A 26025-nucleotide genomic window follows, 5' to 3' on the forward strand; every position below is an offset into this window, starting at 1 on the left:
AGGTCAGCGCAGGGAGAGGGGGCGCAGGTCGGTCCAGTGCTCCTCCACGTACGCCACGCAGGCGTCGCGCGTGTCGGGGCCGAAGCGCGTGGTCCAGCCGGCGGGGACGTCGGCGAACGACGGCCACAGCGAGTGCTGGCCCTCGTCGTTGACCAGGACGTGGAAACGGCCTTCGGGGTCTTCGAACGGGTTGGTCACGGCTCGATCCTCCGGTCGGGGTCGGTCGTCGCGCGGTGCAGGTGGTGCAGCACCGCGTCGACCAGGTGTTGGGCGGTGGTCGGGGTGTACAGGTCGGTCGCGTAGACGAGGTAGCACGGCACCGGGCCGTCGTCCCGCGGTTCGTAGAAGCTGACGGTCAGCTCGGCGGGTGTGGCGCCGGTCGGCACGGCTTCGAGCGAGCCCGTGCCGCCCTCCAGGGTCGACAGGACCGCCTTCTCGTGGTGGATGATCATCACCTGCGGTTCCACGGGCACCGGCACGTCCGCGTGGTCGAACGCGGCCAGGTCGGTGGCGCGGACGCGGGCCAGCAGCTCGGTGTAGCTCGGGCGGCCGGCGGTGTCGGTGCGCAGCACGATCCGGTTGGCGAAGCAGCCGACCAGGTCGGCCAGCGCCTCCTCGGTCCGCCCGGCGACCATCGTGCCGATCGGGAGGTCCGTGCCGTACGGCGTGAGCGCGGCGGCCACGGCGGCCTGCACCACCATGAACATGCTGGTGCCGGTCCGGGTGGCCAGTCGGTCGACGGCCGCGTGCAGCGACGCGGGCAGCGAGAACGGGACCACCGCGGCGGGGTGGCGGCCGGGCCGCCGGTCCCCGGAGCGGGGCAGGGCCAGGTCGGGCAGGTCGCGCAGCGCGTCGCGCCAGAACGCGTGCTGCTTCTCCCCCACCGCCGCCACGACCTCCGCCGACCACAGCGCGTAGTCGGCGTAGGTCACGGGCAGGCCGGTCCACTGTGGAGCTTCGCCGCGCCGGCGTGCCGCGTAGGCCCGCTGGAGGTCCCGGAACAGCGGCACCACCGACCACTCGTCCACCGCGAGGTAGCTCATGGTCAGCAGCAACGCCTGCGCGCCGGAGGCGTCCACGACCAGCCGGGCCCGCACGGGCGGGCGGCCGGGCTCCACGGGCCCGGCGGCGAACGCGGGCAGCGCCTCGTCCAGCGCCACCACCGGCTCGACCTCCAGCGGCGGCACCGCGACGGCGCGCTGCACGTCACCGTCCAGCACCGTGCGCAGCGGCTCGTGCCGCTCGACCACGTCCGCGTAGGCGGCGACGAGCGCCGGCACGTCGAACGGCGTCGAGGCCTTCAACGCCAGCGCGTGGTCCCAGGAGACCGGACCCCGCTGCACCGGCGCCGTCGGCAGGTCCACCGGCCGGTCGAAGCGGCGCAGCCGCGGCCGGGCCGACGTGGCGCCGGTCAGCCGCCCGGCCAGCCCGGCGACGGTGGGCGAGTCGAACACGTCGCGCAACGCGATGTCGACCCCGAACACCGACCGGATCTTGCCGACCAGCCGCATGGACGCCATCGAGTGGCCGCCGAGGGTGAAGAAGTTGTCGTGGACACCCGGCGACACACCGAGGATCTCGGCGAACAGCTCCGCGATCGCCTTCTGCTCCGGCGTGACCGGCCGGTCGTCGCCGGTCAGCGCGGACCAGTCGGGTCGCGGCAGCGCGCGGCGGTCGAGCTTGCCGTTGGGCGTCAACGGCAGCGGGCCGTCCAGGAAGATCACCGTGGCCGGGACCATGTACTCGGGCAGCCGTTCGGCGACGAGCGCGCGCAGGTCGTCCTCCGTCGAGCCGACCACGTACCCGACGAGCCGGGTCACGTCACCCGTGCGGTCGGCGACGACGGCCGCCTGCGCCACGGCTGGGTGCCTGGTCAGGGCGGCTTCGATCTCGCCGAGCTCGATCCGGAAGCCGCGGATCTTGACCTGGGTGTCGACGCGGCCGAGGAAGTCCAGGTTGCCGTCCGCACGCCAGCGCGCGCGGTCGCCGGTGCGGTACATGCGGGCTCCCGGCGGGCCGAACGGCGAGGCGACGAACCGCGACGCCGTCAGCGCGGCCTGGCCGATGTACCCGCGGGCCAGGCCGCGACCGGACACGTACAGCTCGCCGACCACGCCGGGCGGCACCGGCCGCAGCCGGTCGTCCAGCACGTACACGGTGGTGTTGGGGTCGGGGACGCCGATCGGCACGGCCGAGTCCCACTCCGGCACGGCCCTCCACAGCGTGGAGTTGACCGTGGCCTCGGTGAGGCCGTACGCGGCGAGCAGGTTCAGCCGCCCGGCCCAGCGGCCGATCACGTCCGGCGGCACGGTCTCGGTGCCGACCAGGATGGTGGAGCCCTCGGGCAGCTCGCAGTCGGCGGGCAGCGCGGACACCAGCGACGGCGGCAGGATCATGTGCGTGATCCGCCGGTCGCGCAGGAAGTCGGTCAGCTCCGGGCCCGCCACGCGCACCTCGTCCGGCGCGAACACCAGCCGTCCGCCCACGCAGAGCGCCATGGTCAGCTCGAACACCGCCACGTCGAAGCCGACCGAGGCGAACTGCAGCACCCGGCTCTCGGCGGTGAGCCCCATCCGGTCGATGGCGGTCGCGGCGAGGCTGGAGATGCCCTCGTGCGGCACCACCACGCCCTTGGGCCGACCGGTCGAGCCGGACGTGTAGATCACGTACATCGCCGAGTCGAGCCCGAGCGGCCCGTCCCCCACCGCGGTCCCGTCCAGCGCGGCCAGCTCCTCGACCACGTCCGGGGAATCCAGCAGCACGGCGGGCGCCGGCACCGGGGCGTCGGACGTGGTCACGACGACCGAGGCCGCCGAGTCCTCGATCAGGTACGCGATCCGGTCCGCCGGGTGCGAGAGGTCGAGCGGGAGGTAGGCCGCGCCGAGCTTCAGCACCGCCAGCACGGTGGCGACCATGTCCGCCGACTTGGGCACCGCGATGCCGACCACGGACTCGCGGCCGACCCCGCGTGCCGCGAGCAGGCGGGCGATCCGGTTGGACCGGGCGTCCAGCCAGGCGTAGTCGACCGAGCGGTGGCGGTCGACCACGGCGACCGCGTCCGGCTTCTCGGCGACGCACCGGGCGAACATCGTCGTGAACGCCTCCTCCGGCACCGCCCTGGCGGTCCGGTTGAACTCGTCGACCACGCGCCGGCGCTCGTCGGGCGCGAGCAGGTCCACCGCGCTCACCGGCGCGGACGGCGCGGCCAGCACGGCGTCGACCAGCGTGGTCAGCCGCGCGCCGAGCCGTTCGACGGTCACCCGGTCGAACAGGTCGGTCGCGTACTCCAGCCGGCACACCACCGGGCCGTCGACCACCTCGGTGAAGCTGAACACCAGGTCGAACTTCGCGGTCGTGGTCTCGTGGCCGACCCACGTCACCGGCAGGCCGTCGAACGAGCCCGCGTCGCCGCCGCGGCTGTGGTAGCCGACCATCACCTGGAACAGCGGGTTGCGCGCCGCCGAACGGGTCGGGTTCAGCCGGTCGACCACGGCCTCGAACGGCACGTCCTGGTGCGAGAACGCCGCCAGCGACGTCTCCTTCACCCGCCCGACGAGCTCGGCGAAGCCCGGGTCGCCGGACAGGTCGGCCCGCAGCACGAGCGTGTTGACGAAGAAGCCGACCAGGTCGTCCAGCGCCTCGTCGGTGCGGCCCGCGATCGGCGCGCCCAACGGGATGTCCTCGCCCGCGCCCAACCTGCTCAGCAGGGCGGCGACGGCGGCCTGCAGCACCATGAACATCGACGCGCCGGACGTCTGCGCGAACGCCCGCAGCCGATCGGCCGCGGCCTGCTCGAACACCACTTCCAGGTCCGAGCCGCGGAACGTGGGGCGTCCCGGCCGCGGCCGGTCCACCGGGAGCTCCAGCTCCTCCGGCGCGCCGGCCAGCGCCCGCGCCCAGAAGTCCAGCTGCTGCTCGCCGACGACGTCCAGCACGTCCCGCTGCCACACGGTGTAATCCGCGTACTGCACGGGCAGCGGCTCCCACCCGGGAGCCTCACCGGCCCGCCGCGCCCGGTACGCCGTCGCGAGGTCGCGCAGGAACGGCCGGTCGGACCACTCGTCGGTGGTGATGTGGTGCAGCAGGATGACGATCAGGTGCTCGTCGTGCGCCAACGACGCGATCGTCACCCGCAGCGGCAGCTCGGTGCGCAGGTCGAACGGCCGCTCGACCTCGGCGCGCACGATGTCCGGCACGTCCTCGCGGGACGCCTCCCGGACCGCCACGACCGGCGTGGCGTCGGGCAGCACCCGCTGGAACGGCGTGCCCTCGTGCTCGCCGAACACCGTCCGCAGCGCCTCGTGCCGGTCGACCACGTCGCCGACGGCGGCGGTGAACGCGGCCACGTCCAGCGCGCCGTGCAGCGTGAACACCAGCGGGAAGTTGTAAGCGGCGGACGTGCCCTCCATCTGCTGGATCAGCCACAACCGCTGCTGCGCCGACGACAGCGGCAGCTCGGCGGGCCGCTCGACCGGCGCCAGCGGCGGCCGAACCGACCCACCACCGGCCCGCAGGGCCAGTTCCGCGACCGTGGGCGCGTCGAACAGGTCACGGATCGCCAGGTCCACGCCCAGCGCCGTGCGGGCCCGGCTGACCAACCGGGTGGCGAGCAGCGAGTGGCCGCCGAGGTCGAAGAAGTTGTCGTCCACGCCCACCGACGGCACCCCGAGCACGTCGGCGAACAAGCCGCACAGCACTTCCTCTTCCCGGGTGGCGGCGGCGCGCGACGAGACCGCGCCGGAGACCACCGGCTTCGGCAGGGCGCGCACGTCGAGCTTGCCGTTCACGGTGAGCGGCAGCGCGTCCACCGGCATGATCGCGGCGGGCACCATGTAGTCGGGCAGGCCGCGCTTCAGGTTCTCCCGCAGCGCCGCGGGATCGGTGTCGGCGACCACGTACCCGACGAGGCGCTTCACCCCGCCCGGACCCGCGTCCACGACGACCGCCGCGTGCGTCACGCCCGGCTGGGCGGCCAGGGCCGACTCGACCTCGCCGAGCTCGACCCGGTAGCCGCGGATCTTGACCTGGTCGTCGGTGCGGCCGAGGAAGTCCAGGTTGCCGTCGGCCCGCGCGCGCACCAGGTCACCCGTGCGGTACATGCGGGTCCCGGGCGGCCCGTACGGGTCGGCGACGAACCGCTCGGCGGTCAGGCCGAACCGGTCGTGGTAGCCGCGGGCCAGGCCGACACCCGCGATGTAGAGCTCGCCGGGCGAGCCGGGCGGTACCGGCCGCAGGCGCGCGTCCAGCACGTAGGCCCTGGTGTTCCAGATCGCCTTGCCGACGGTCGCCGTCTCGCTGTCCTCGGTGGACGCGCCGAGCGTGTTGATCGTGTACTCGGTGGGCCCGTACAGGTTGTAGCCGTACGTGCCGGGCGTCTCGCGCAGCCGCTGCCACACCGATTCCGGCACGGCCTCGCCGCCGAGCAGCACCAGCGCGGGCACGTGGCCCTCCAGCAGGCCCTCCTCGATCAGCAGCTGGGCGTAGGTCGGGGTCACGTTGACCACGTCGACCAGGTGCTCGTCGCAGTACGCCACCAGGGCCGCCGCGTCCCGGCGCAGCTCCTCGTCGCACACGTGCACCTCGTGGCCCTCGACCAGCCACAGCAGCTCTTCCCACGACATGTCGAACGCGAACGACACGGTGTGCGCGATGCGCAGCCGCCGACCGCCGGCCGCCGCGATGGCGGGCGCGAAGATCGCCTGCTGGTGGTTGAGCTGCATGTTCGTCAGGCCGCGGTACGGCGTGACGACGCCCTTCGGCCGGCCGGTGGAGCCGGAGGTGTAGATCACGTACGCCGGGTGGTCCAGCGAGAACGTGGGCCACTCGACGTCCCGCGGGCCCTCCGGCAGGTCGTCGAGGCACAGCGCGTCCGGAACCAGCCCGACCGCCGTGGTCGAGAGCACGCACAGCGGCGCGGTGTCCTCGATCATCAGCAGCAGCCGGTCGGCCGGGTGGTCGAGGTCCAGCGGCAGGTAGGCGGCCCCGGTGCGGAGCACCGCGAACAACGCCACCACCATCTCGATCGTGCGCGGCAATGCCAGCGCGACCACCCGCTCCGGCCCCGCGCCCCGGCTGATCAGCAGCCGGGCCAGGGCGTCGATCCGGTCCTGCAGTTCGGCGTAGGTCAGCCGCTGGTCGCCGAACACGAGCGCGGTCGCGTCCGGGGTCTTGCGGGCCTGGGCGACGAGCAGGTCGGCGATGGTCTCGGACACCATGGGGTTGGCGCTGCCGTCCCACTCGGCCTCCAGCGCGCGCCGTTCGCGGTCGGGCAGCACGTCGAGCGCGCCGAGGAGCGCGTCCGGCGATTCGACCAGTCGGCGCAGCACGGTGGTGTACCGGGTGAGCAGGGCCTCGGCGGCGTCGGCGGTGAAGACGTCCGGCCGGGACGCCAGCGTGACGCGGGTGCGCGCGCCGGGCGTGATGATGAGCGTCAGCGGGAAGTGCGTGCCGTCCACATTGGACACTTCGAGCACGCCGTGCCGGGCCGCGAACCCGCCCTGGCGGTCGTCGCCGTCGCCGGTGCGCAGCACGAACAGCGTGTCGAACAGCTGCCGGTGGCCCGCCTCCTGCTGGATCTCGCCGAGGCCGACGTGCTCGTAGGACATGAGCGCGGTCCGCTCGGCCTGGACGCGCCGCAGCAGCTCCAGCACGGTCTCGCGCGGGTCGATCGCGATGCGGGTGGGGATGGTGTTGAGGAACATGCCGATGACGTGCTCGACGCCGTCGACCTCGACCGGGCGGCCCGCGACGGCGGTGCCGAACACCACGTCGTCGCGGCCGACCTGGCTCGCCAGCACCATCGCCCACGCGGCGTTGAACACGGCGTTCGCGGTCAGGCCGTGCCGCCGGGCCTGCGCCCGGATGCGCTCGGTCAGCTCCTCGGTCAGCTCCTGCTGGAACTCGGCCGGGATGACCGGCTCGCGCGACCGGTCGACGGGCGCGACCAGGGTGGGCTCGCGCAGGCCGGACAGCGCGGTGCGCCACGCCCGCAGGGCCGCGTCGTGGTCCTGCCGGGCCAGCCAGGCCAGGTAGTCGCGGTAGCTGCCGGGCGGCGGGAGCTCGGCGTCGACGTCGCGGTACAGCTCCAGCAGCTGCTCCAGGAACAGCCACGCCGACCAGCCGTCCCACAGGATCAGGTGGTGCGTGATGACGAGCCGGTCGCGGCCGTCGGGCAGCCGCAGCACCAGGAACCGGCACAGCGGCGGCGCGGCCAGGTCGAACCGCTCGCGCCGGTCGGCGGCCAGCAGGTCCGGCACGTCGGCGTCCTCGGCCTCGACCACGCGCACCGGGATCTCCAGGCCGGGCGCGATGAACTGCACGGGTGACGGCACGCCGTCGCTGGTGAACCCGGCGCGCAGGCTCGGGTTGCGGTCCAGCAGCGCGGCGCCCGCGCGGCGCAGGCGTTCGACGTCCAGCCGGCCGGCGAAGTCCATCGTCTCCTGGGAGAGGTAGACGTCGAGCGCGCCGGTGTCGTAGCTGGCGTGGAAGTACAGGCCTTCCTGCAACGGCGAGAGCGGCCAGACGTCCTCCGCCTCGGGCAGCGCGGCGCGCTGCTCGTCGGTCAGCACGAGCAGCGGCGCGTCGTCGGCGGTGTCCGCGGTGGTCTCGACGGCGGCCAGCGCGGCGACCGTGCGGTGCTCGAACACGTCGCGCGGGCTGATCTCGACGCCCAGCCTCCGGGCCCGGCTGGACACCGCGATGGACGTGATGCTGTCGCCGCCCAGCACGAAGAAGTCGTCGTCCACGCCGAGGTCGGCCAGGCCGAGCACGTCGGCGAACACCTCGCACAGCAGGCGTTCGCGGTCGTTGCGCGGCGCACGGCGTTCGGCCTTGGCGAGGGTGGGCGAGGGCAGCGCGTTCTGGTCGAGCTTGCCGCTGGGGGTGAGCGGGAGGTCGGGCAGCGCCACGATCGCGTGCGGCGCCATCGCGGCGGGCAGGGCGTCGGCGACGCCGGCCCGCACCGCGTCGAGGTCGACGTCGGCCGGTGTCACGTAGGCGAGGAGCTGGTTGTCCCGGGCGATGACCGCGGCCCGCCGGACGCCGGGCTGCCTGACCAGCGCGGCCTCGACCTCGCCCAGCTCGATCCGGTTGCCGCGCACCTTGACCTGCCGGTCCGTGCGGCCGAGGTAGACGAGCACGCCGTCCGGGCGGCGCACCACCAGGTCGCCCGTGCGGTACATGCGGTCGCCGGGCGCGCCGAACGGGTCGGCGACGAACCGCTCGGCGGTGAGCGCGAACCGGCCGTGGTAGCCGAGGGCGAGCTGGACGCCCGCCAGGTACAGCTCACCCGGCACGCCGGCGGGGACGGGCCGCAGGAACGGGTCGAGCACGTGCAGCCGCGTGTTCCAGACCGGGCGGCCGATCGGCACGGCCGGATCCGGTGCGGCGTCGTACTCGAAGTAGGTGACGTCGACGGCGGCTTCGGTGGGGCCGTAGAGGTTGTGCAGCGGCACGGCGGTGAGCGCGAGCCACCGGGCGGCCACGTCGCCGGTCAACGCCTCGCCGCTGCTGAACGCGCGGCGCAGGCTCGCCGACCACGCCGCGTCCTCGTGCACCTCGGGGACGCCGAGGAACGCGGCCAGCATCGACGGCACGAAGTGCAGCGTGGTGATCCGCTCGCGGCGGATCAGGTCGGCGAGGTAGGCGGGGTCGCGGTGGCCGTCCGGCTTGGCGAGCACGACGGCCGCGCCCTCGCACAGGGCCCAGAAGAACTCCCACACCGAGACGTCGAAGCTGGAGGGCGTCTTCTGCAGCACGCGGTCGTCGGCGGTGAGGCCGTACTCGTGCTGCATCCAGGCGAGCCGGTTCACAATCGCGCGGTGCGTGACGACGACGCCCTTGGGCCGCCCGGTCGAGCCGGACGTGTAGATCAGGTAGGCGGGCTGGTCCGGGTGGGGTGCGGGGAGGTCGACCGGCGGGGCTTCGGTGTCGGCGCAGTCCTCGGGCCGGACGACGGTGGTCGCGCCGGAGTCGGCCAGCATGAACTCGACGCGCTCGGCCGGGTAGTCGAGGTCGAGGGGCAGGTACGCGGCGCCGGCCTTGAGCACGCCCAGCAGCGCCACCAGCAGCTCGGCGGACCTCGGCACGGCCACGCCGACGACGCGGTGGCCGCGCAGCCTGCGGGCCAGCGCGGTGGAGCGCCGGTCGAGTTCGGCGTAGGTGAGGGTGACGTCGTCGTAGACGACCGCGACGGCGTCCGGGGTGCGGGCGCTCTGGTCGGCGATCCGGCTGACGAGCGTGCCTTCCGGCACGTCGACGGCGGTCGCGTTGAGCCGCCCCAGCCACTCGGCTTCGGCGTCGGAGACGAGGTCGAGGCTCGCCACCGGCCGGTCGGGGGTGGTGGCGAACGCGGACAGCAGCCGGACCAGCCGCTGGGCGAGGGCGGCCGCCTCGGCGTCGGGGAGGCGGTGCTTGAGGCGCAGTTCGATGCGGTCGCCGGGCAGGGCGACCAGGGCCAGCGGGTAGTGCACCTGGTCGCGGATCTCGACGTCGTCGACCAGGTCGGGGAAGTTCTCCACCACGACGAGGGTGTCGAACAGCTCGCCGTGCCCGGTGACGCGCTGGATCTCGGCGAGGCCGAGGTGCTGGTGGTCCAGCAGCCGCGCCTGCTCGCTCTGCAGGTGCTGGAAGGTGGTCGCCAGGCTGTCCGCGCCCCGCCAGCGCTGGCGGACGGGGACGGTGTTGATGAACAGCCCGACCGCGTTCTCGATGCCGGGCACCTCGGCCGGCCGCCCGGCCACGGTGGTGCCGTAGACGACGTCCGCCCGCCCGGTGAGGCCGCCGAGCAGCAGGCCCCACGCGCCGTGCAGGACCGTGCTCAGGGTGAGGCCGCGCCGCCGCGCCTGGCCCGACAACGCCGCGCTCAGCTCGGCGGGGAGCCGCACGCGGTGCTGCCCGTGGCGCGGCGAGACCGTGCCGACCACCTTCGTCGGTTCGTCCACATCGGACAGTGCCGCGCGCCAGGCCTCGTGCGCCGCGTCGCGGTCGCGGCTCGCCAGCCACGCGAAGTAGCGCCGGTGGTCGACCGGCTCCAGCCGGCCGCCGACCAGCTCACGCCGCAGCAGCCCGACCGACCACCCGTCCAGCAGGATGTGGTGCAGCGTCAGCACCAGCCGGTCGCCGTGCCGGGCCGCGCGCATCAACGGCGGCCGGGACAGGTCGAAGGGCTCCGCCCGTTCCGCGGCCAGCACGGCCTCGACGTCGTCGGTGGCCGGGTACTCGCGCCACGGCAGCGTCGACGCCTCCGCGATCACCTGCTCCACGCGCCCGCGGTCGGTCTGGCGGAAACCCGCCCGCAGCAACGGGTGCCGGTCCAGCAGCCCCTGCACGGCGTCCCGGTCGACGTCCAGGCTCAGCACTTCCTGCACCACGTACGAGTCGTCGGCGTCGTACCGCGCGTGGAAGAAGAAGCCCTCCTGCAACGGCGACGCCGGCAGCACGTCCGAGGAGAACCCGTCCAGCGAGACCTCGTCGGCCCCGGCCACCCGCGCGACCCGCGCCAACCCGGCCACGGTCCGGTGCTCGAACACCTCGCGCGGGGTGAACTCCAGGCCCGCGTCACGCGCCCGCGACACCAACTGCATCGTGACGATGCTGTCGCCGCCCAGCTCGAAGAAGTTGTCGTGGATCCCGGGCGTCAGCCCCAGCACCGCCTCGACCAGCTCCACCAACGTCCGCTCGACCGGGTTCGTGGCCGGCGCGTCACCGGCCAGGGCGGTCCAGTCCGGCTCCGGCAGCGCCGCGCGGTCCAGCTTGCCGTTCGGGGTCAGCGGCAGCGGCCCCGCCATCGGCACCACGACCGACGGCACCATGTACTCCGGCAACGCCGAGGAGACGTGCTCGCGCGCGTCCGCCGGCGACGCCGTGCCGACCACGTACGCGACCAGCCGCTTCACCCGCCGGTGGTCCTCCCGCACCAGCACGGCGGCCTGCGCGATCTCCGGGTGCGCCATGAGGACGCTCTCGACCTCGCCCGGCTCGATCCGGAAACCCCGGATCTTCACCTGGCCGTCGGACCGGCCCAGGAAGTCGAGGTTCCCGTCGGCGCGCCACTTCGCCCGGTCGCCCGTCCGGTACATGCGGGAACCGGGTCCGGCGAAGGGATCGGCGACGAACCGGGACGCGGTCAGCGCCGCCTGTCCCCGGTACCCCCGCGCGAGCCCGCGCCCGCCGACGTACAGCTCGCCCTCGACGCCCACCGGCACCGGCCGCAGCGCCGAGTCGAGGACGTAGCAGCGGGTGTTCGGGTCCGGCACGCCGATCGGCACGGGCCCGGTCCAGTCGGGCTGGGCGGCCCACAGCGTGGAGTTCACCGTGGCCTCGGTCAGGCCGTACGCGGCGACGACGCGCAACCGCCGCGCCCACCGGGCGATCAGCTCGGTCGGCACGGTCTCCGTGCCGACGACCAGCACCGCGCCCTCGGGCAGCTCGCACTCCGGCGGCAGCGCGGCGACCAGCGACGGCGGCAGGATCATGTGCGTGGCCTCGTGCGCGGCGATGTAGGAGGTCAACTCCCCACCCGCGACCCGCCGGTGCGACGGCACGACGACCGCGCGCCCGCCGACGCCGAGCGACATGCACAGGTCCCACACGGCCACGTCGAACCCGACGGACGCGAACTGCACGACCCGGCTGTCCGGCGTGATGCCGATCCGGTCCACCGCGGTCGCGATGAGGCTGCCGATGCCCTCGTGCGTCACCACGACGCCCTTGGGCCGCCCGGTCGAGCCGGACGTGTAGATCACGTACGCGGCCTGGTCGAGCGCGATGTCCAACCCCAGGTCGGAGCCGTCGGCGGGCAGGTCGAACCGGGTCTCCGGCGTGATGACGAGCCGGGCGCCCGCGTCGGCGACCATGTAGTCGACCCGGTCGCGCGGGTGGTCGAGGTCCAGCGGCAGGTACCCCGCGCCCGCCTTCATCACCGCGAGCAGCGTGACGACCAGGTCGACCGACCGGGGCAGGGCCACGCCCACGACGTCCTCGGCCCGCACCCCCGAGGCGACGAGCGCGCGGGCGAGCCGGTTGGCGGCGGCGTTCAGCTCGGCGTAGGTCAGCGACACGTCCTCGCACACCACCGCGACGGCGTCCGGGCGCAGCGCGGCCTGGCGTTCGACCGCGCCGGGCCACGTCACCTCGTCCACCTCGCGCGGCGACGTGCCGAAGTCCAGCAGCCGCGAGCGTTCCGCGTCGTCCACCAGGTCGATCGACGCCACGGGCCGGTCCGGGTCGGCGTCGAGCACGCGCAGGAAGCGGCGCTGGTGGTCGGCCAGCTCCTGCGGCGTGCACACGGCGGCGTTCGCCTCGAACGTGACGACCAGCCTGCCGTCGGCGCGTTGCAGGAACGAGGTGGTCAGGTCGTTGACGGGGCCCAGCGACAGCGTGTGGAACGCCGGGTCGAGGTCGGCGAAGCCCATCTCCCGGCCGAAGCCCAGGTAGTTGACCGTCGGCCCGACCAGCTCCGGGATGCCGTCGCGCAGGCCGAGCTCGCGGGCCAGGTCCTCGCCGCGGTAGGCGCTGCGCGGGACGACCTCGCGGATCTCGCGGTCGACGTCGGCGATCAGGCCGGTGATGGTGCTGTCCGGCCGCACGGTGACGCGCAGCGGCAGCACGGTGGACGCCATGCCGGGCGTGACCCGGCTGACCGCGTCGCGCCGACCGGTCACCGGCATGGCCAGCACCAGGTCCGACGCGCCGGTCACGCGGTGGGTGTAGGCGGCGACGGCGGCGATGACCTGCCGCGAGGTCAACGGGTCCGGCAGCTCGACGGTGCGGCGGACGACCTCGCGCACCTGCCCGGCGGCCCGCGGCACGAGCCGCACCGGCTCGGGGTGGTCGGCCATCTTCGCGTGCCAGAACGCCCGGTCCTCCTCGCGGGCCGCCGAGTCGCGGTAGGCGAGGTCGGCGTCGACCAGCGCCTGGATCGGCTTGGGCCGCGGCTCCGCGGCGCCCTCGTACAGCTCGCCGGCGCGGCGGGTGATCAGCACGCAGCCGTAGGCGTCGACCGCGAGGTGGTGGTAGCGCTGGTACCAGAGCACGTGGTCGTCGGCGATGCGCAGCAGCGCGTGGTGGAACAGCGGTCCGGCGGTGATGTCCGTCAGCCGCGCCAGGTCGTCGTCCATCCACGCCCGCGCGTCGGCGAGCGAGTCGAACGACAGGAGCGTGACGTCGGTGGTCGGCGGCGTCGGCACCTGGCCGTCCTCGGTGAACCGCACGTGCAGCGCGCCGGTCTCCCCGATCACCTGCCGGACGGCCGCCTCCAGCCGGTCGTGGTCGACCGGTCCGCGCAGCTCCAGGTACCACGCCACGTTGTAGACGGGGTTGTCGGGCTCCAGCTGCTGTGCCAACCAGACACCGGTCTGCGCACCGGTCAAGGGCAGCGCCATGGTCACGACCTTCCCGTTCCTTCCCGACTTCCCCGCACGCACACCGCGGGTGGGGGTGCACGCCGGCACCCCCACCCGCGGTGGATCCGCCGACTAGTTCTTGATCGCTTCGAGCAGCGGCACGACCTGCTCGATGCCGTAGGGCACGCTCAGCACCGTGTTGAACGACATGGCCGCGCCGATCGGCGGGTCCATGTAGGTGAGGAACAGGTCGCGCTTCTCGCTGACGACCTTGAGCCGCTGGTAGGCGGGCACGGACTTGACCCGCTCCCACGCGCTCTGGTCGAACATGAGCCACACCAGGCGGTCGGCGTCGAGCAGGTCGAACCGCTCCTCGCTGAACTCGGCCACGTTCAGCTGGCCGGCGAGCTTGCCGATCTCGTCCACGAGGGTGAAGCCCAGCTCCTTCATGAAGATGGCCTTCGGGTCGGTCGGCGCGAACGCGGAGTACTGGCCGGGCTTGAAGCTGTCGGCCACCACCATCTTCTTGCCGGCCCACTCGGGGTGCGCGGCCTTGGCCTCGCCGAACTTCTTCGCGACGCCGTCGATCAGCGCCTGCGCCTCCTTCGCCTTGCCCAGCGCCTTGCCGATGTGCAGGGTCTGGTCCTGCCACGGCGCGGCGTAGTCCGGGAACGCCTTGGGCTGCGCGACCACGGGCGCGATCTTGGACAGCGTGTCGTACTGCTCCTGCTTCATGCCGGAGTAGACCGCGAGGATCAGGTCGGGCTTGAGCGCGGCGACCTTCTCCAGGTTGTACTCGTCGCGCTCGCCGACGACCTCCGGCTGGGTGGAGCCCCAGAGTTCCTTGGTCCACGGCCAGTTGCCGTAGGGCCGCTCCTTGAACCAGTCCACGACCCCGACCGGCTTGACCCCGAGGGCCAGCACGGGCTCCTGGTCGGACAGGCCGAGCGTGACGACCTTCTTCGGCTCGGCCTTGATCTCGGTGGTGCCGTACTTGTGCTCGACCGAGACCGGGAACGCGCCGGTGGAGGCCGCGTTGGTCTGGCTCGTCCCGCCGGAGCCGGCGTCGCCGCCGCCCCCGCAGGCGGCCAGCGCCAGCGCTGCGGCCGAGACGGCCGCGACCAGCTTGAACTTCGTGGACATCACAGGGTTTCCCTTTCGGAGGCGCGGCGGCGCGCCGCTGTACCAGGTTAGGTTTGCGAAACCTAACAAACTGCGGGGCGTTTCAGCTCACCCGTGAGACGCTGATCGCGTATTCGGGCGGCGAGGGCACTGCCGGCGTGCGGCGGCCGAGCACGGACTGGAGGATCTCCCCCACCCGCACGGAGGTGTTGGACAGCAACGACGACGAGATGCCGTGGGTGTGCTCGGTGCCGCCCTGGAGGTAGAGGCCGGCCAGCAGGTCGTCGTCGGTGTCCAGGCGGTAGTCGCGGCCGACGCCGAGCCTGCCGTGCGCGTCGCGGGCGCAGCGGCCGGCCAGCTCGCCGAGCAGCCCGGTCGGGTCGGCCTCGCGGTAGCCGGTGGCGTAGACGATCGCGTCCGCGTCGAGCACCTCGCGCGCGCCGGTGCTCAGCGACTCGACGGTCACCACCACGCCGTCCCCGCGGTCGTCCAGCTCGGCCACGCGGGAGAGGTTGAGCAGCCGCAGCCGCTGCTCGCCCAGCACCTTCTCCCGGTACACCCGCCGGTACAGCTCGGCGATCAGCTCGTTGTCGACCACCGCGTAGTTGGTGTTGCCGTGGTAGTCCATCAGCTTGCGCTTGACCTGCTCGGGCGCGGCGAAGTAGTCGTCGACGGCGGCGGGGTCGAAGATCCGGTTCGCGAACGAGCTGTCGTCGGCCGGGCTGTAGCCGTAGCGGGCGAACACCGCGCACACCTCGGCGGCCGGGAACCTCTCGTGCAGGAACGCGGTGACCTCGGCGCCGCTCTGCCCGGCGCCGACCACGACGAGGCGGCGCGGGTCGGCCAGCGACTCGACGCGGTGCAGGAAGTCCCGGTTGTGCCAGACCCGCTCGGACGGCCGGACGCCCTCGGGCAGGGCCGGGCGCAGGCCGGTGGCCAGCACCAGGTTGCGGGCGCGGCGCACCTCCACCTCGCCCGTCGACGTGCGCGAGACGACGTCGAAGTGCGTGATCACGCCGTCCTCGACCACCGGCCGCACCTCCACCACGTCGTGGTCGTAGGACACCAGGTCGTCGACGCGGCCGGCGGCCCACTCGAAGTAGTCGTGGAACTCGACCCGCAGCGGGAACAGGTTCTTGTGGTTGATGAAGTCGACCAGCCTGCCCTTGCTGTGCAGGTAGCTCAGGAAGGTGAAGGTGCTGTGGGGGTTCCGCAGCGTCACCAGGTCCTTGAGGAACGAGACCTGCATGGTCGCGTCGTCGATCAGCATCCCGCGGTGCCAGCCGAACCGCGGCTGGCGTTCCAGGAAGTGGGCGGTCACCACGTCTTCGGCACGCGCGGTGGCGTTGTACTCGGTGACGGCGATCGCGAGGGCCAGGTTGGAGGGCCCGAAGCCGACGCCGAGGACGTCGAAGACCGGTGGCTGTGGCATGGCTGTCCCATCGGTGCGAGAACAGGGCGTGATCAAACTTTGGTTACCCTAACCTAAGTTGATCCTCCGCGGGAGTGATCCAGGCCTCTCTTCTGATTAGGGTAGCCTCACCTAGCACTCAGCGGAAGGCGGGCACAGGGGTGAGAACCGACCTCAGGACCGATGTCCTCAAGGGTGCGGTGACCGGGCAGTGGAAGTCGGTGACCGTCGCGTCGGCGCTCGGCGCGGCGCACCAGGCCGGCGAGGCCGCAGTGCCCCTCCTGATCGGCGTGGTGATCGACGAAGCGGTGCGCACCGGCGCGAGCGGGCGGCTGGTGCTCTGGATCGGCGTGCTGGCCGCGGTGTTCGTGGCGCTGTCGTTGAGCTTCCGCTTCTCCTTGCGCAGCGGGGAGAAGGCGTCGCACCAGGCCGCGCACGAGGTGCGGTCGACGTTGGCCGCGCGGGTGCTCTCGGCGGATGGCGGCGCGGCGCACGGCAGGCTGTCCGGGGAGCTGGCGAACATCGCGACCAGCGACGCGCAGCGCGTCGGGCAGGTGAACCTGGCGCTGCCCATCGCGTTCTCGGCGGTGATCGGCGTGCTGGTGGGCGCGGTGGCGTTGCTGCGGGTGTCGTGGGTGCTCGGGCTGCTGGTGCTGGTGGCCGCGCCGGTCCTGCTCGGCCTGGCGCACGTGCTCGGCAAACCACTCGAACGGCGCAGCGACGCCGAGCAGGACCGGGCCGCGCTGGCGTCCGGGGTCGCGGCCGACCTGGTCGCCGGGCTGCGGGCGTTGAAGGGCATCGGCGCGGAGGCCACGGCGGCGCGGCGGTACCGGGTGACCAGCCGGTCGTCCATGGAGGCCGCGATCCGCGCGGCCAAGTCGCGGGCCTGGCTGGACGGCTCGATGCTGGCGATGACCGGCGTGTTCCTGGCGATCGTGGCGCTGGTCGGCGGGCACCTGGCCGCGGCGGGGACGATCACCGTCGGCCAGTTGGTGGCCGCGGTCGGGTTGGCGCAGTTCCTGCTGTGGCCGCTGTCGATCTTCTCCTGGGTCAACGGGCTGCTGGCGCAGGGCCGGGCGTCGGCGGCGCGGGTCGCCGAGGTGCTGGCCGCTCCCCCGGACGTGCCGCCGGGTTCGTCGCCCCTGCCGTCACCGGTGGCCGGGCGGGTCGAGCTGACCGACGTGGTGTCCGGGTCGTTGCGCGGTGTGTCGTTGACCGCGTCGCCCGGCGAGCTGCTCGGTGTGGTCGCCCGTGATCCGGCGGACGCGGTGTCGTTGCTGGCCGTGCTGGCGCGGGAGGTGGACCCCGCGGCCGGCGCGGTGGCGGTGGACGGCGTGCCGCTGTCCACTGTGGAGGGTTCGGCGCTGCGGGCGGCGGTGCTGGTCGCGGCGCACGACGCGGACCTGTTCGAGGGGTCGGTGCGGGACAACGTGGCGGCCGGCGGGGCGAGGCTGGGCGAGGCGTTGGAGGCGGCACGGGTGGACGACGTGGCGCGGGCGTTGCCCGACGGGTTGGATACGGTGATCTCGGCACGCGGCCGGTCGCTGTCGGGCGGGCAGCGGCAGCGGGTGGCGCTGGCGCGCGCCCTGGCCGCCGCTCCCCCGGTGCTGGTGGTGCACGACCCGACGACCGCGGTGGACGCGGTGACGGAGGTGTCGCTGGCCGCCGGGATCAAGCGGATGCGGGCCGGGTCGACGACGATCGTGGTGGCCACGAGCCCGGCGCTGCTGGCCGCCGCGGACCGCGTGGTGTTCCTGGCCGACGGCGCCGTCGTCTCGTCCGGCGCGCACGCGGACCTGGTGGCGGACGAGGACTACCGACTGGTGGTGTTGGGCTGATGCGCGAGTTGCTGGCGACCGCTTCCGCCGCCCGGACGTGGGCGGCGGTCGGCGACCTGGTCCGGCCGCGCCGCGCGTTGGCGTGGGCGGCGCTGCTGGTGCTGCTGGCGGGCACGGCGGTGGGGCTGCTCACCGCGCCGGTGCTCGGCCGGATCGTGGACCTGGTGGGCGCGGGGTCCTCCGCCATCGCATGGCCCGTGGTGGTGTTGGTGCTGGTCGCGGTCGTCCAGGGCGTGTCGACGGCGTTCGGCACGTCGTTGGTGGCGCGGCTGGGCGAGGGGATGCTCGCCGACCTGCGCGAGAAGTTCGTGGAACGGGCGCTGCACCTGCCGCTGGAGCGGGTGGAGAAGGCGGGCTCCGGCGACCTGACCTCGCGGGTGACGCGGGACGTGCAGGTGATCGCCGACGCGGTGCGCAACGCGTTGCCGGTGATGGCGCGCTCCGCGCTGACCATCGGGCTGACCGTCGTCGGCATCGCGGTGCTGGACTGGCGGTTCCTGATCCCCGTGCTGCTGGCGATGCCGATCCACGTGCACACCGTGCGGTGGTACGGCGGGCGCGCGGTGAAGCTGTACGCGGCGCAGCGCGTCGCCGTGGGCGTGCAGCAACAGCAGTTGCTGGACTCCATCGGCGGTGCGGCGACCGTGCGGACGTTCGGGTTGGCCCCGGCGCACGTGGCGCAGGTCCGGTCGCGGTCGCAGCAGGCGGTGGACCTCGCGTTGCGCGGCATCCGGCTGCTGACCCGGTTCTACGGTCGGCTCAACGCGGCCGAGTTCATCGGGCTGGCGGGCGTGCTGGTGACCGGGTTCTGGCTGGTCGGCGCCGGTACGGCGTCGGTGGGCACGGCGACCGCCGCGGCGCTGTACTTCCACAGCCTGTTCAACCCGATCAACGCCGCCCTGGCGCTGGCCGACGACGCGCAGGCCGCCACCGCGTCGCTGTCCCGGCTGGTGGGCGTGACCGACGAGCCGATGCCCGTGCTGGAGGGCCGGGTGCGGCCCGCGGACACCACGATCAAGCTGGCCGGCGTCTCGTACTCCTACGTGGACGGTCACCCGGTGCTGCGGGACGTCGACCTGGAGCTGGCCGCGGGCGAGCGGGTGGCGCTGGTCGGGGCCTCCGGCGCGGGCAAGACCACGTTGGCGAAGCTGATCGCGGGGGTGCACGAGCCGACTACGGGGTGCATCAGCATCGGCGGGGTGGAGCTGGCGTCCGCCGAGCGGTCGGTCGCGTTGATCACGCAGGAGGTGCACGTCTTCGCCGGTCCGCTGGCCGAGGACCTGCGGCTGGCCCGCCCGGGGGCCACCGACGACGAGATCGGGGCGGCGTTGGCGCGGGTCGGGGCGCTCGGCTGGGCCTCCGCGCTGCCGTCGGGCCTGGCGACCGTGGTCGGCGAGGGCGGGCACCGGTTGACCGTGGCGCAGGCGCAGCAGCTGGCGCTGGCACGGCTCGTGCTGGCCGATCCGCCGGTGGCGATCCTCGACGAGGCGACCGCCGACGCGGGCAGCGCGGGCGCGCGCGAGCTGGAGGAGGCGGCGGCGCGGGCGTTGGACGGGCGGACCGGTCTGCTGGTGGCGCACCGCCTGACCCAGGCCGTGACGGCGGACCGCGTGGTGGTGATGGAGGCGGGCCGGGTGGTGGAGAGCGGCACGCACGAGGAGCTGCTGGCCGCCGGCGGTCGGTACGCCGAGCTGTGGGCGGCCTGGTCGGGCACGCGGTCCTGACGCCGCCGGTTGGCCGGGACGCCTGGTGCGTGGAGCCGCTGTGCGCGAACGGGTCGGCGTGCCGCCGCCCGGCGGGGTTGTTCGACCAGCAGGACCGGCCGCGTCAGCTCGACGGGCTCCCGGCCGTTCCCAGAACTGGAACAGCCGGGAGCCCTCGGAGGATCGGGAACAGCGGGGCGAAGTGCTGCTAGCTCACTAGTCGTCCTCGGCGCCGTGGATGATGACGCGCCGCGCCGCCCGCCTTGCCACCCGGCGTGTTGATCGCGGTGACGCGGTCGCCCTGCGCGATCTCCGAGGCCGACACCCGCTCGCCGCGCTTGAGCACCGCCGTGCCGCCGGTCGCGACCCACGGCACGGTGCGGTTCTCGTCGGTCATGCGGATTCCTCGGCGACGGCGCTCGCCGGCAGGGCGAAGCCGGCGACACCGACATCAACAGGACTTCGGCGAAAACCCCTCCGTAGCAACGATCCCGCCACCCACACGCGGCGACAGCACCAGCGAACTCAACACCCGCACCGAGCCCTGCCACCGTTGCCCGACGGCCCGGCACACGTCGTCGCCGTGCACCTCGGGCAGGTCCCGGTCCAGCACCACCACGTCGTACCGGGTCATCGCGACCCGCTCCAGCGCGGCGTCGCCGTCAGAACAGCACGATCAGCAGGACGATCGCGAGGACCACCGCGATCACGGTCGGGATGGTGGCGGGCGACCTGCGGTAGTGCCGCTCCACGGACGTGGTGCGGAACCAGCTGTGCGGCAGGCGGCGGCGATGGCGTTCAACCCAAGGCATTGTCGACTCCCAACGTCGTTCCGTCCCCCTGACGATCACCCGGGTGGTACCCGGGACGGACCGCCGTCAAGCCGAAACGTGTCGTCGGCGACGAAAAGCGCCGATCAGCCCGTGCGGCGGGCGACGAAGGTCGTCGGCAGCACGACCGGTTCCCGCGTCGGCGCCGCGCCTTCCAGCCGGGACAGCAGCAGGCGCGCGGCGGCCTCGCCCATCTCCCGCATCGGCTGGCGCACCGTGGTCAGCTCGGCGTGCGCGGCGATCGGTATGTCGTCGAAGCCGACCACGGCGACGTCGTCGGGCACCTTCCGCCCGGCGGCGTTGAGCGCCCGGATCACCCCGAGCGCGGACAGGTCGTTCTGCGCGAAGACGGCGTCGAAGCGCAACCCGGTGGCCATCAGCTTCTCGGTCGCCACCGCGCCGCGGTCGGTGCCGAAGTCGCCCTCCACCACCAGCCGCGGGTCGACGTGCACGCCCGCGGCCCCGAGCGCGTCCAGGAACCCGTCCAACCGCTCGCGCACGCACCCGAAGTTCGCCGGCCCGGTCACCACGGCGAACCCCGTGCGGCCGGCCGCCACCAGGTGCTGCGCCGCCGCCTGCGCGCCCTCCCGGTTCGTCGTGCACACCGACGGGAACCCGGGCCGGCTGCCCCGGTCGTCGATCATCACGACGGGCAGCCCCTGGTCGTGCAGGGTCTCGATGTAGCTCAACGTGTCCGGCGGCTCGATCACCAGCAGCCCGTCGAACGCCTTCGCGGACACGTGGCTGGCGAACTGCGCCAACGACTCGGCACCCCGGTTCACGGTGTAGAGCAGCAGCCCGTAGCCCTCGGCCTCCAGCTCGTCCACCGCGCCCTGCACCACCTCACCGGTCCACGGCCAGGTCAACGACGGGACCAGCATCCCCACCGTCCTCGCCCGCCCGCGCGCCAGCCCGACCGCACGCGCGCTGGGCACGTACCCGACGTCCGCGATCACCTGGCGCACGCGTGCCGCGGTCGCCGCGTCGACGTCCGGCTTGCCGTTGAGGACGCGGGACACGGTCGCCTTGCTCACCTGGGCGCGTTGGGCGACTTCGGCGATCGTGACTCGCACAGTGCACTCCTCGACTACGGTCAACGGCGACCCGGAACCGGTACCGAAACCGGTTACGGACACGCAGTCAACCGCTCCGTGCACGCAGCGTCAAGAGTCGGGAAGCCGAGGACGACCCGGACAGGCGCGCCCCGTTCGGGCGTCGGCCGGCACGGGTCAGGCGAGCACCGCGCGGCCCGCGGGCGTCAGCTCGGCCGGGACCCACGGCCCGGAGTCGTCGCGTTGCGCCGGACGGAGCAGCCCGGCGTGCGCCAGCTCCCGCGCCGCGCCCTGGTCGCAGCACAGCAGGCCGTCGACCTTCAGGTCGGGCTCGCTGCTGCGGGTCACCTCGGCGCGTCCCGCGGCGACCGCGCGCAGCAATGCGCGTGCCCGGTGGTTCAACTCGTCATCCATGATCTTCACCGTCGTCCCCAGAAAGGTGTGCACTGCTCATATCGCCGCCGGGCCCGAAAGTCTTACTTCGGTAGGGTCGGGCGCATGGGGACGATCACGGCCGTGAGCCGGAGCGGGGAGTACACGTTCACCAAGCCCAACCAGGACTCGATCACCCTGCTCGCCGGGCTCGGCGTCGAGGGCGACGTGCACCAGGGCGTCACGGTGAAGCACCGGTCGCGCGTCAAGCGCGACCCCACGCAGCCGAACCTGCGCCAGGTCCACCTGATGCACGCCGAGCTGCACGACGAGCTGAACGCCTCGGGCTTCCCCGTCGAACCGGGCCAACTGGGCGAGAACGTGACGACGCGCGGTGTCGACCTGCTCGCGCTGCCGACCGGCACCCGCCTGCACCTGGGCGCCGAGGCCGTGGTCGAGGTGACGGGCCTGCGCAACCCGTGCCCGCAGATCGACGGGTTCCAGGACGGCCTGCTCAAGCAGGTCGTCGGCCGCGACGAGCACGGCAACGTGGTCCGCAAGGCGGGCATCATGTCGGTCGTCCTCGTGGGCGGCGAGATCCGCCCCGGCGACGAGATCCGGGTCGAGCTCCCCAGCGAACCCCACAGCCCCCTCGCACCGGTCTGAGACCCGGCCTTCACCTCGGGTCGGTCACCCGGAACCCGTGCAGGAGCACCTGGTCCGCGTCGACGTCCGCCGCGTCGGGCAGGCCTTCCAGGACGAAGCCGAACAAGGCCCGCAACGCGTCCTCGCCCAGGTCGAGCGGGTGGAAGGGCAGGGCAAGAACCCGGAAGGTACCGCTCGGCCCGGTGACCGGACCGGGAACCCTTGGTGAGCACCCGAACTCGGGTTCGGCCGGCGCGAAGGGCGCGCGCCCTTGTGGCGCTACCCTCCGTGCCCGTGACAGGACTTCTCGTCAACACGGTCGCGCTCGTCACCGGGGCCGGTGGGCTCATAGGGCACGGGATCGCGGCGCGGTTCGCGCGGGCCGGTGCGGCGGTGGTGGCGCACAGCCGGCGCAGTGACGTGTCGGAGCTCGTCGCGCGGATCACGGAGAGCGGCGGCCGGGCGATCGGGATCCGGGCCGACCTCGCCGACGAGGACGAGTGCCGTCGGCTGGTGCGTGAAGCGGCGGAGTGGGGTGGCCGGCTGGACGCGGTGGTCAACAACGCGGGCGTGCAGCCGGTGCAGGACCTGCCGGGCATGACGGCCGCGCAGTGGCGCGAGGTGGTGGACGTGAACCTCACCAGCGCGTTCTCCTGCACGCAGGCCGCCGCCGAGGTGTTGCCGGCGGGCGGTTCGGTCACCCACATCGCCTCGGTCGAGGGCTCGCGCCCCGCCGCCGGGCACGCGCACTACAGCGCGTCCAAGGCCGCCCTGATCATGCACGCGCGGTCGGCCGCGCTGGAGTACGGGCCGCGCGGCATCCGCGTCAACACCGTCTCACCCGGCCTCGTCGACCGGCCCGGGCTGGCCGAGGACTGGCCCGACGGGGTCGACCGGTGGACGAGGGCCGCGCCGCTCGGCCGGCTCGGTCGACCCGAGGACGTTGGTGACGCCTGCGTCTTCCTCGCCTCCCCGATGGCGTCCTGGATCACCGGAAATGACCTGGTGGTGGACGGCGGGATCAGCGCGCGACCCACTTGGTGAGCTATTCCGGACGAATTGGAAACGTTAATTCACAGATTACGACATCCCGGTGAGATGGGAATCCGTCCGAATACGTGCCACCCGATCGGGTCACCCCGGGGCCATGCGACGAACACGAACCCTCATGGCTTCCCTGTTCGCGTCCGGCCTGCTGGCCGCTCCGCTGATCGCCACCGGGACGGCGGCCGCCGCGCCGCCGGAGACGGACCTCGTGCTGGCGGTCTACCAGGAGGAGACCGGTGTCGAGAGCACCCGGCTGACCTGCGACCCGGCGGCGGGCGACCACCGCGCGGCGCAGGCCGCCTGCGGTGAGATCGCGGCCGCCGACGGTGACTTCACGCAGTTGGCGGGCACCGAGCCGCAGGTGTGCACGTTCGACTACCGGCCGGTGACCGTGGTCGCGTTCGGCTCCTGGCGCGGCACTCCCGTGCAGTACGTGGAGGAATTCCCGAACGAGTGCGTGATGGAGCAGGAGACGGGCACCGTCTTCTCGTTCTGACCGACTGACCGGATAATCAACCGACTACCCACGACGACCCTGCGGCCGAAACACCGGCCGCAGGGTCGTCACACATTTTTCGACTATTCCGCGGCAGCGCGCGAACGGCGGCGCGCGTCGGGATCGCCGTCGTCGCGAGGGTGATTAGGCGTCGGCCACGGGGGTAGCTGGGTAGGGAGAGCACGCCGACCTTGAGGAGTCAGTCGTGGACGAGAACCAGGTGGGTGCGGTCCGCGAGACCGCCGGACAGGAGGGCGCGGCCGTGGCGCAGCACGCCAGGCAGGCGGCCGGTGACGTGCGTTCGACCGCGCGCGAGCAGGTCGGGCAGGTGGCCCACGAGGCGACGGGCCAGGCCAAGCACGTGGTGCACGACATGCGGGAGCGGGTCGCGACCGAGGCCGAGGAGCAGGCGCGGCGGGTGTCGCGGCAGATCGACCGGATCGCCGACGAGCTGGGCACGATGGCCGACGGCTCGGGCCCCGACTCGCTGACCGCGGGCGCGTTGCGCCAGGTCTCCGACGCCGGTCGGCAGGCTGCGCGGTACCTCGACGAACGGGGTGCGCGCGGGCTGCTCGACTCCGCCCAGGACTTCGCGCGGCGCAAGCCGGGGACGTTCCTGATCGGCGCGGCGGTGGCCGGTTTCCTGGTCGCCCGCGCCGCGAAGAGCATGAGCGCCTCCGACCAGCCGCAGCAGGTGCAGCGCGGCTACACCGACCAGGTGCCGACGACGCCGGTGACCACGCCGACCGCCGTGCCGCCGCCGAGCGCGACGCCGTCGTCACCGTCGCCGGTGCCGTCCGAGTACGGCGCGCCGACGCCGCGCGCCCCTTACCAGCCGGAGGGATCGCCGTATGTCCAGCGCTGAGACGACCCGCTTGGCCGGTGGGCGGGTACCGCGGGGGCAGGTGCCGGAGAGCCGCGTGCCGAGCGGCGCGGTACCGGCGACCGGAGCGACACCGCCTCCCGGAGCCGTGCCGCCGGTCGATGAGGAGCCCTCGCTGGGCCGGCTCGTCGGCGACCTGGCCGAAGACCTGTCCCGGCTGATGCGCCAGGAGCTCGAGCTCGCCAAGGCCGAGATCCGGCAGGAGGCGACCAAGGCGGGCAAGGCCGCCGGGATGCTCGGGGCGGCCGGTTTCGCGGGCTACATGACCGCGGTGCTGCTCAGCCTCGCGCTGGCATTCGGCCTGGCGACGTTCATGGGCCTGGGCTGGGCGACGCTCGTCGTCGCCGTGCTGTGGGCCGTCGCCGGGTTCGCCCTGTTCTCCACCGGCCGCGCTCGGCTGCGGAAGGTCAACCCCAAGCCGGAGCGCACCATCGAGACCTTGAAGGAGGACGCGGAATGGGCCCGTCACCCGACCAAATAAGGCACGACATCGACCGCACCCGCGCCGAGTTGGTGGCGGACGCCAACCGGATCGTCGACCACGCCAGGCCGCGCAACATCGCGCACCGCCGGGCCGACCGGGTCCGACACCGCATGAGCACGTTGAAGGAGCGAGTCATGGGCACGGTTCCGGAGACCGCCGCCACGGTGCAGGACCGGACGGCGGGCATGGCCACCACCGTCGGCGAGCGCGCGCAGGACGCCGCCTCGACCGTCGGGGACAAGGCCCAGCAGGCCGCGTCCACCGTCGGCGAGAAGGCACAAGAGGCCGCGCACGCCGTGCAGCAGGCGCCCCACCAGGCACGGCAACAGGCCCGCGGCAACCCGCTGGCGGCGGGGCTGATCGCGTTCGGCGCGGGTGCGCTGGTCGCGACGCTGATCCCGGCGACGCGGGCCGAGCAGGACGCCGTCCGACAGCTCAGCGAACGCGCCAGTGGCGCCGTCGAGCCGGTGAAGGAGGCGCTGACGGAGTCCGCGCAGAAGCTGAAGGACGACGCCGGCACGATGGTCGGCGAGGCCGCCGACCAGGTCAAGCAGGTCGCCCAGGAGGCCACGCAGACGACCGTCGAGCAGGCCAAGGGCTCGGCCCAGGAGGTCGGCCAGCACGCCCGCCAGTCCGGGCAGCAGGTGAAGTCCGAGGTCCGCGGTCAGTGATCGACTCGCCGACGGCGCCGGCCCCGGGCCGGCGCCGTCGGCCGCGGGTGAGTCCGACCCCAGGGTCGGGTGGGCCACGGCGAACAAATAGGGAGAGCACACGTCTGAAAAACAGTCACCCACAAAAT

17 protein-coding genes and 1 pseudogene are annotated in these 26025 nt (G+C 73.3%); 8 read left to right on the plus strand and 10 right to left on the minus strand.

What is annotated here, in order from left to right; all coding sequences use genetic code 11:
* Positions 1 to 3: 3 nt before the first annotated feature.
* The 4 genes from ABTZ99_RS21065 to ABTZ99_RS21080 form a co-directional block, all read right to left on the minus strand.
* Positions 4 to 198, minus strand: a complete 195-nt coding sequence (locus ABTZ99_RS21065) for an MbtH family protein (RefSeq protein ID WP_498773308.1) — start codon at positions 196 to 198, stop codon at positions 4 to 6.
* The gene (locus tag ABTZ99_RS21070; protein WP_499613177.1) at positions 195 to 13382 is read right to left on the minus strand and encodes an amino acid adenylation domain-containing protein; all 13188 of its coding nucleotides are present in this window, start codon (positions 13380 to 13382) and stop codon (positions 195 to 197) included. The genes ABTZ99_RS21065 and ABTZ99_RS21070 overlap by 4 nt, the downstream gene beginning before the upstream one ends.
* Before the next feature lie 93 nt (positions 13383 to 13475).
* Positions 13476 to 14486, minus strand: a complete 1011-nt coding sequence (locus ABTZ99_RS21075) for an iron-siderophore ABC transporter substrate-binding protein (protein ID WP_498773304.1) — start codon at positions 14484 to 14486, stop codon at positions 13476 to 13478.
* Between the two features lie 82 nt (positions 14487 to 14568).
* The gene (locus tag ABTZ99_RS21080; RefSeq protein WP_498773302.1) at positions 14569 to 15897 is read right to left on the minus strand and encodes a lysine N(6)-hydroxylase/L-ornithine N(5)-oxygenase family protein; all 1329 of its coding nucleotides are present in this window, start codon (positions 15895 to 15897) and stop codon (positions 14569 to 14571) included.
* A gap of 140 nt (positions 15898 to 16037) precedes the next feature.
* Between ABTZ99_RS21080 and ABTZ99_RS21085 the strand changes: the two genes are divergently transcribed.
* Together ABTZ99_RS21085 and ABTZ99_RS21090 are read left to right on the plus strand one after the other, a co-directional pair.
* The gene (locus ABTZ99_RS21085) at positions 16038 to 17714 is read left to right on the plus strand and encodes an ABC transporter ATP-binding protein (RefSeq protein WP_499613182.1); all 1677 of its coding nucleotides are present in this window, start codon (positions 16038 to 16040) and stop codon (positions 17712 to 17714) included.
* The gene (locus ABTZ99_RS21090) at positions 17711 to 19438 is read left to right on the plus strand and encodes an ABC transporter ATP-binding protein (protein WP_498773468.1); all 1728 of its coding nucleotides are present in this window, start codon (positions 17711 to 17713) and stop codon (positions 19436 to 19438) included. Before ABTZ99_RS21085 ends, ABTZ99_RS21090 begins: the two co-directional genes overlap by 4 nt.
* 187 nt (positions 19439 to 19625) lie before the next feature.
* Here ABTZ99_RS21090 and ABTZ99_RS21095 read toward each other — a convergent pair whose 3' ends face one another.
* The 5 genes and pseudogenes from ABTZ99_RS21095 to ABTZ99_RS21115 all read right to left on the minus strand — a co-directional run bounded on the left by ABTZ99_RS21095 (position 19626) and on the right by ABTZ99_RS21115 (position 21713).
* Positions 19626 to 19814 carry a hypothetical protein gene (locus ABTZ99_RS21095; protein ID WP_498773298.1) on the minus strand — a complete coding sequence of 63 codons (189 nt, stop codon included), beginning with the start codon at positions 19812 to 19814 and terminating at the stop codon, positions 19626 to 19628.
* 161 nt (positions 19815 to 19975) lie between these two features.
* Positions 19976 to 20081: pseudogene (locus ABTZ99_RS21100) on the minus strand (response regulator transcription factor); the annotation flags it as partial.
* Positions 20080 to 20229, minus strand: coding sequence for a hypothetical protein (locus tag ABTZ99_RS21105; protein WP_499613185.1), 150 nt, complete (start codon positions 20227 to 20229; stop codon positions 20080 to 20082). The pseudogene ABTZ99_RS21100 and the gene ABTZ99_RS21105, both read right to left, overlap by 2 nt.
* Positions 20230 to 20333: 104 nt before the next feature.
* The gene (locus ABTZ99_RS21110) at positions 20334 to 21320 is read right to left on the minus strand and encodes a LacI family DNA-binding transcriptional regulator (RefSeq protein ID WP_499613188.1); all 987 of its coding nucleotides are present in this window, start codon (positions 21318 to 21320) and stop codon (positions 20334 to 20336) included.
* 156 nt (positions 21321 to 21476) lie between these two features.
* A complete protein-coding gene (locus tag ABTZ99_RS21115) occupies positions 21477 to 21713 on the minus strand; it encodes a hypothetical protein (RefSeq protein WP_498773294.1) in 237 nt (78 codons plus the stop codon).
* A gap of 84 nt (positions 21714 to 21797) precedes the next feature.
* On the opposite strand from ABTZ99_RS21115, the gene ABTZ99_RS21120 reads away from it, so the two are divergent.
* On the plus strand, positions 21798 to 22337 hold the full coding sequence (locus ABTZ99_RS21120) for an MOSC domain-containing protein (protein WP_498773292.1): 540 nt from the start codon (positions 21798 to 21800) through the stop codon (positions 22335 to 22337).
* 10 nt (positions 22338 to 22347) lie between these two features.
* Here ABTZ99_RS21120 and ABTZ99_RS21125 read toward each other — a convergent pair whose 3' ends face one another.
* The gene (locus ABTZ99_RS21125) at positions 22348 to 22617 is read right to left on the minus strand and encodes a DUF6928 family protein (protein ID WP_499613203.1); all 270 of its coding nucleotides are present in this window, start codon (positions 22615 to 22617) and stop codon (positions 22348 to 22350) included.
* Between ABTZ99_RS21125 and ABTZ99_RS21130 the strand changes: the two genes are divergently transcribed.
* The 5 genes from ABTZ99_RS21130 (at position 22611) to ABTZ99_RS21150 (ending at position 25897) form a co-directional block, all read left to right on the plus strand.
* Entirely contained in the window at positions 22611 to 23360 is a 750-nt protein-coding gene (locus tag ABTZ99_RS21130) for an SDR family NAD(P)-dependent oxidoreductase (protein WP_499613192.1), read from the plus strand. The two genes, ABTZ99_RS21125 and ABTZ99_RS21130, sit on opposite strands and share 7 nt — an antisense overlap.
* Before the next feature lie 124 nt (positions 23361 to 23484).
* Complete coding sequence (locus ABTZ99_RS21135) at positions 23485 to 23859, plus strand: SSI family serine proteinase inhibitor (protein ID WP_498773288.1); 375 nt, start codon at positions 23485 to 23487, stop codon at positions 23857 to 23859.
* Between the two features lie 205 nt (positions 23860 to 24064).
* Positions 24065 to 24724, plus strand: coding sequence for a hypothetical protein (locus ABTZ99_RS21140; protein WP_498773286.1), 660 nt, complete (start codon positions 24065 to 24067; stop codon positions 24722 to 24724).
* On the plus strand, positions 24711 to 25223 hold the full coding sequence (locus ABTZ99_RS21145; protein WP_499613196.1) for a phage holin family protein: 513 nt from the start codon (positions 24711 to 24713) through the stop codon (positions 25221 to 25223). The genes ABTZ99_RS21140 and ABTZ99_RS21145 overlap by 14 nt, the downstream gene beginning before the upstream one ends.
* Positions 25199 to 25897 (plus strand): DUF3618 domain-containing protein, encoded by a 699-nt coding sequence (locus ABTZ99_RS21150; RefSeq protein ID WP_498773282.1) that lies wholly within the window; start codon positions 25199 to 25201, stop codon positions 25895 to 25897. The genes ABTZ99_RS21145 and ABTZ99_RS21150 overlap by 25 nt, the downstream gene beginning before the upstream one ends.
* The last annotated feature ends 128 nt before the right edge of the window (positions 25898 to 26025 follow it).

The organism is Actinosynnema sp. NPDC002837 (assembly GCF_040295345.1).
In the GTDB taxonomy this organism is placed as follows: domain Bacteria; phylum Actinomycetota; class Actinomycetes; order Mycobacteriales; family Pseudonocardiaceae; genus Actinosynnema.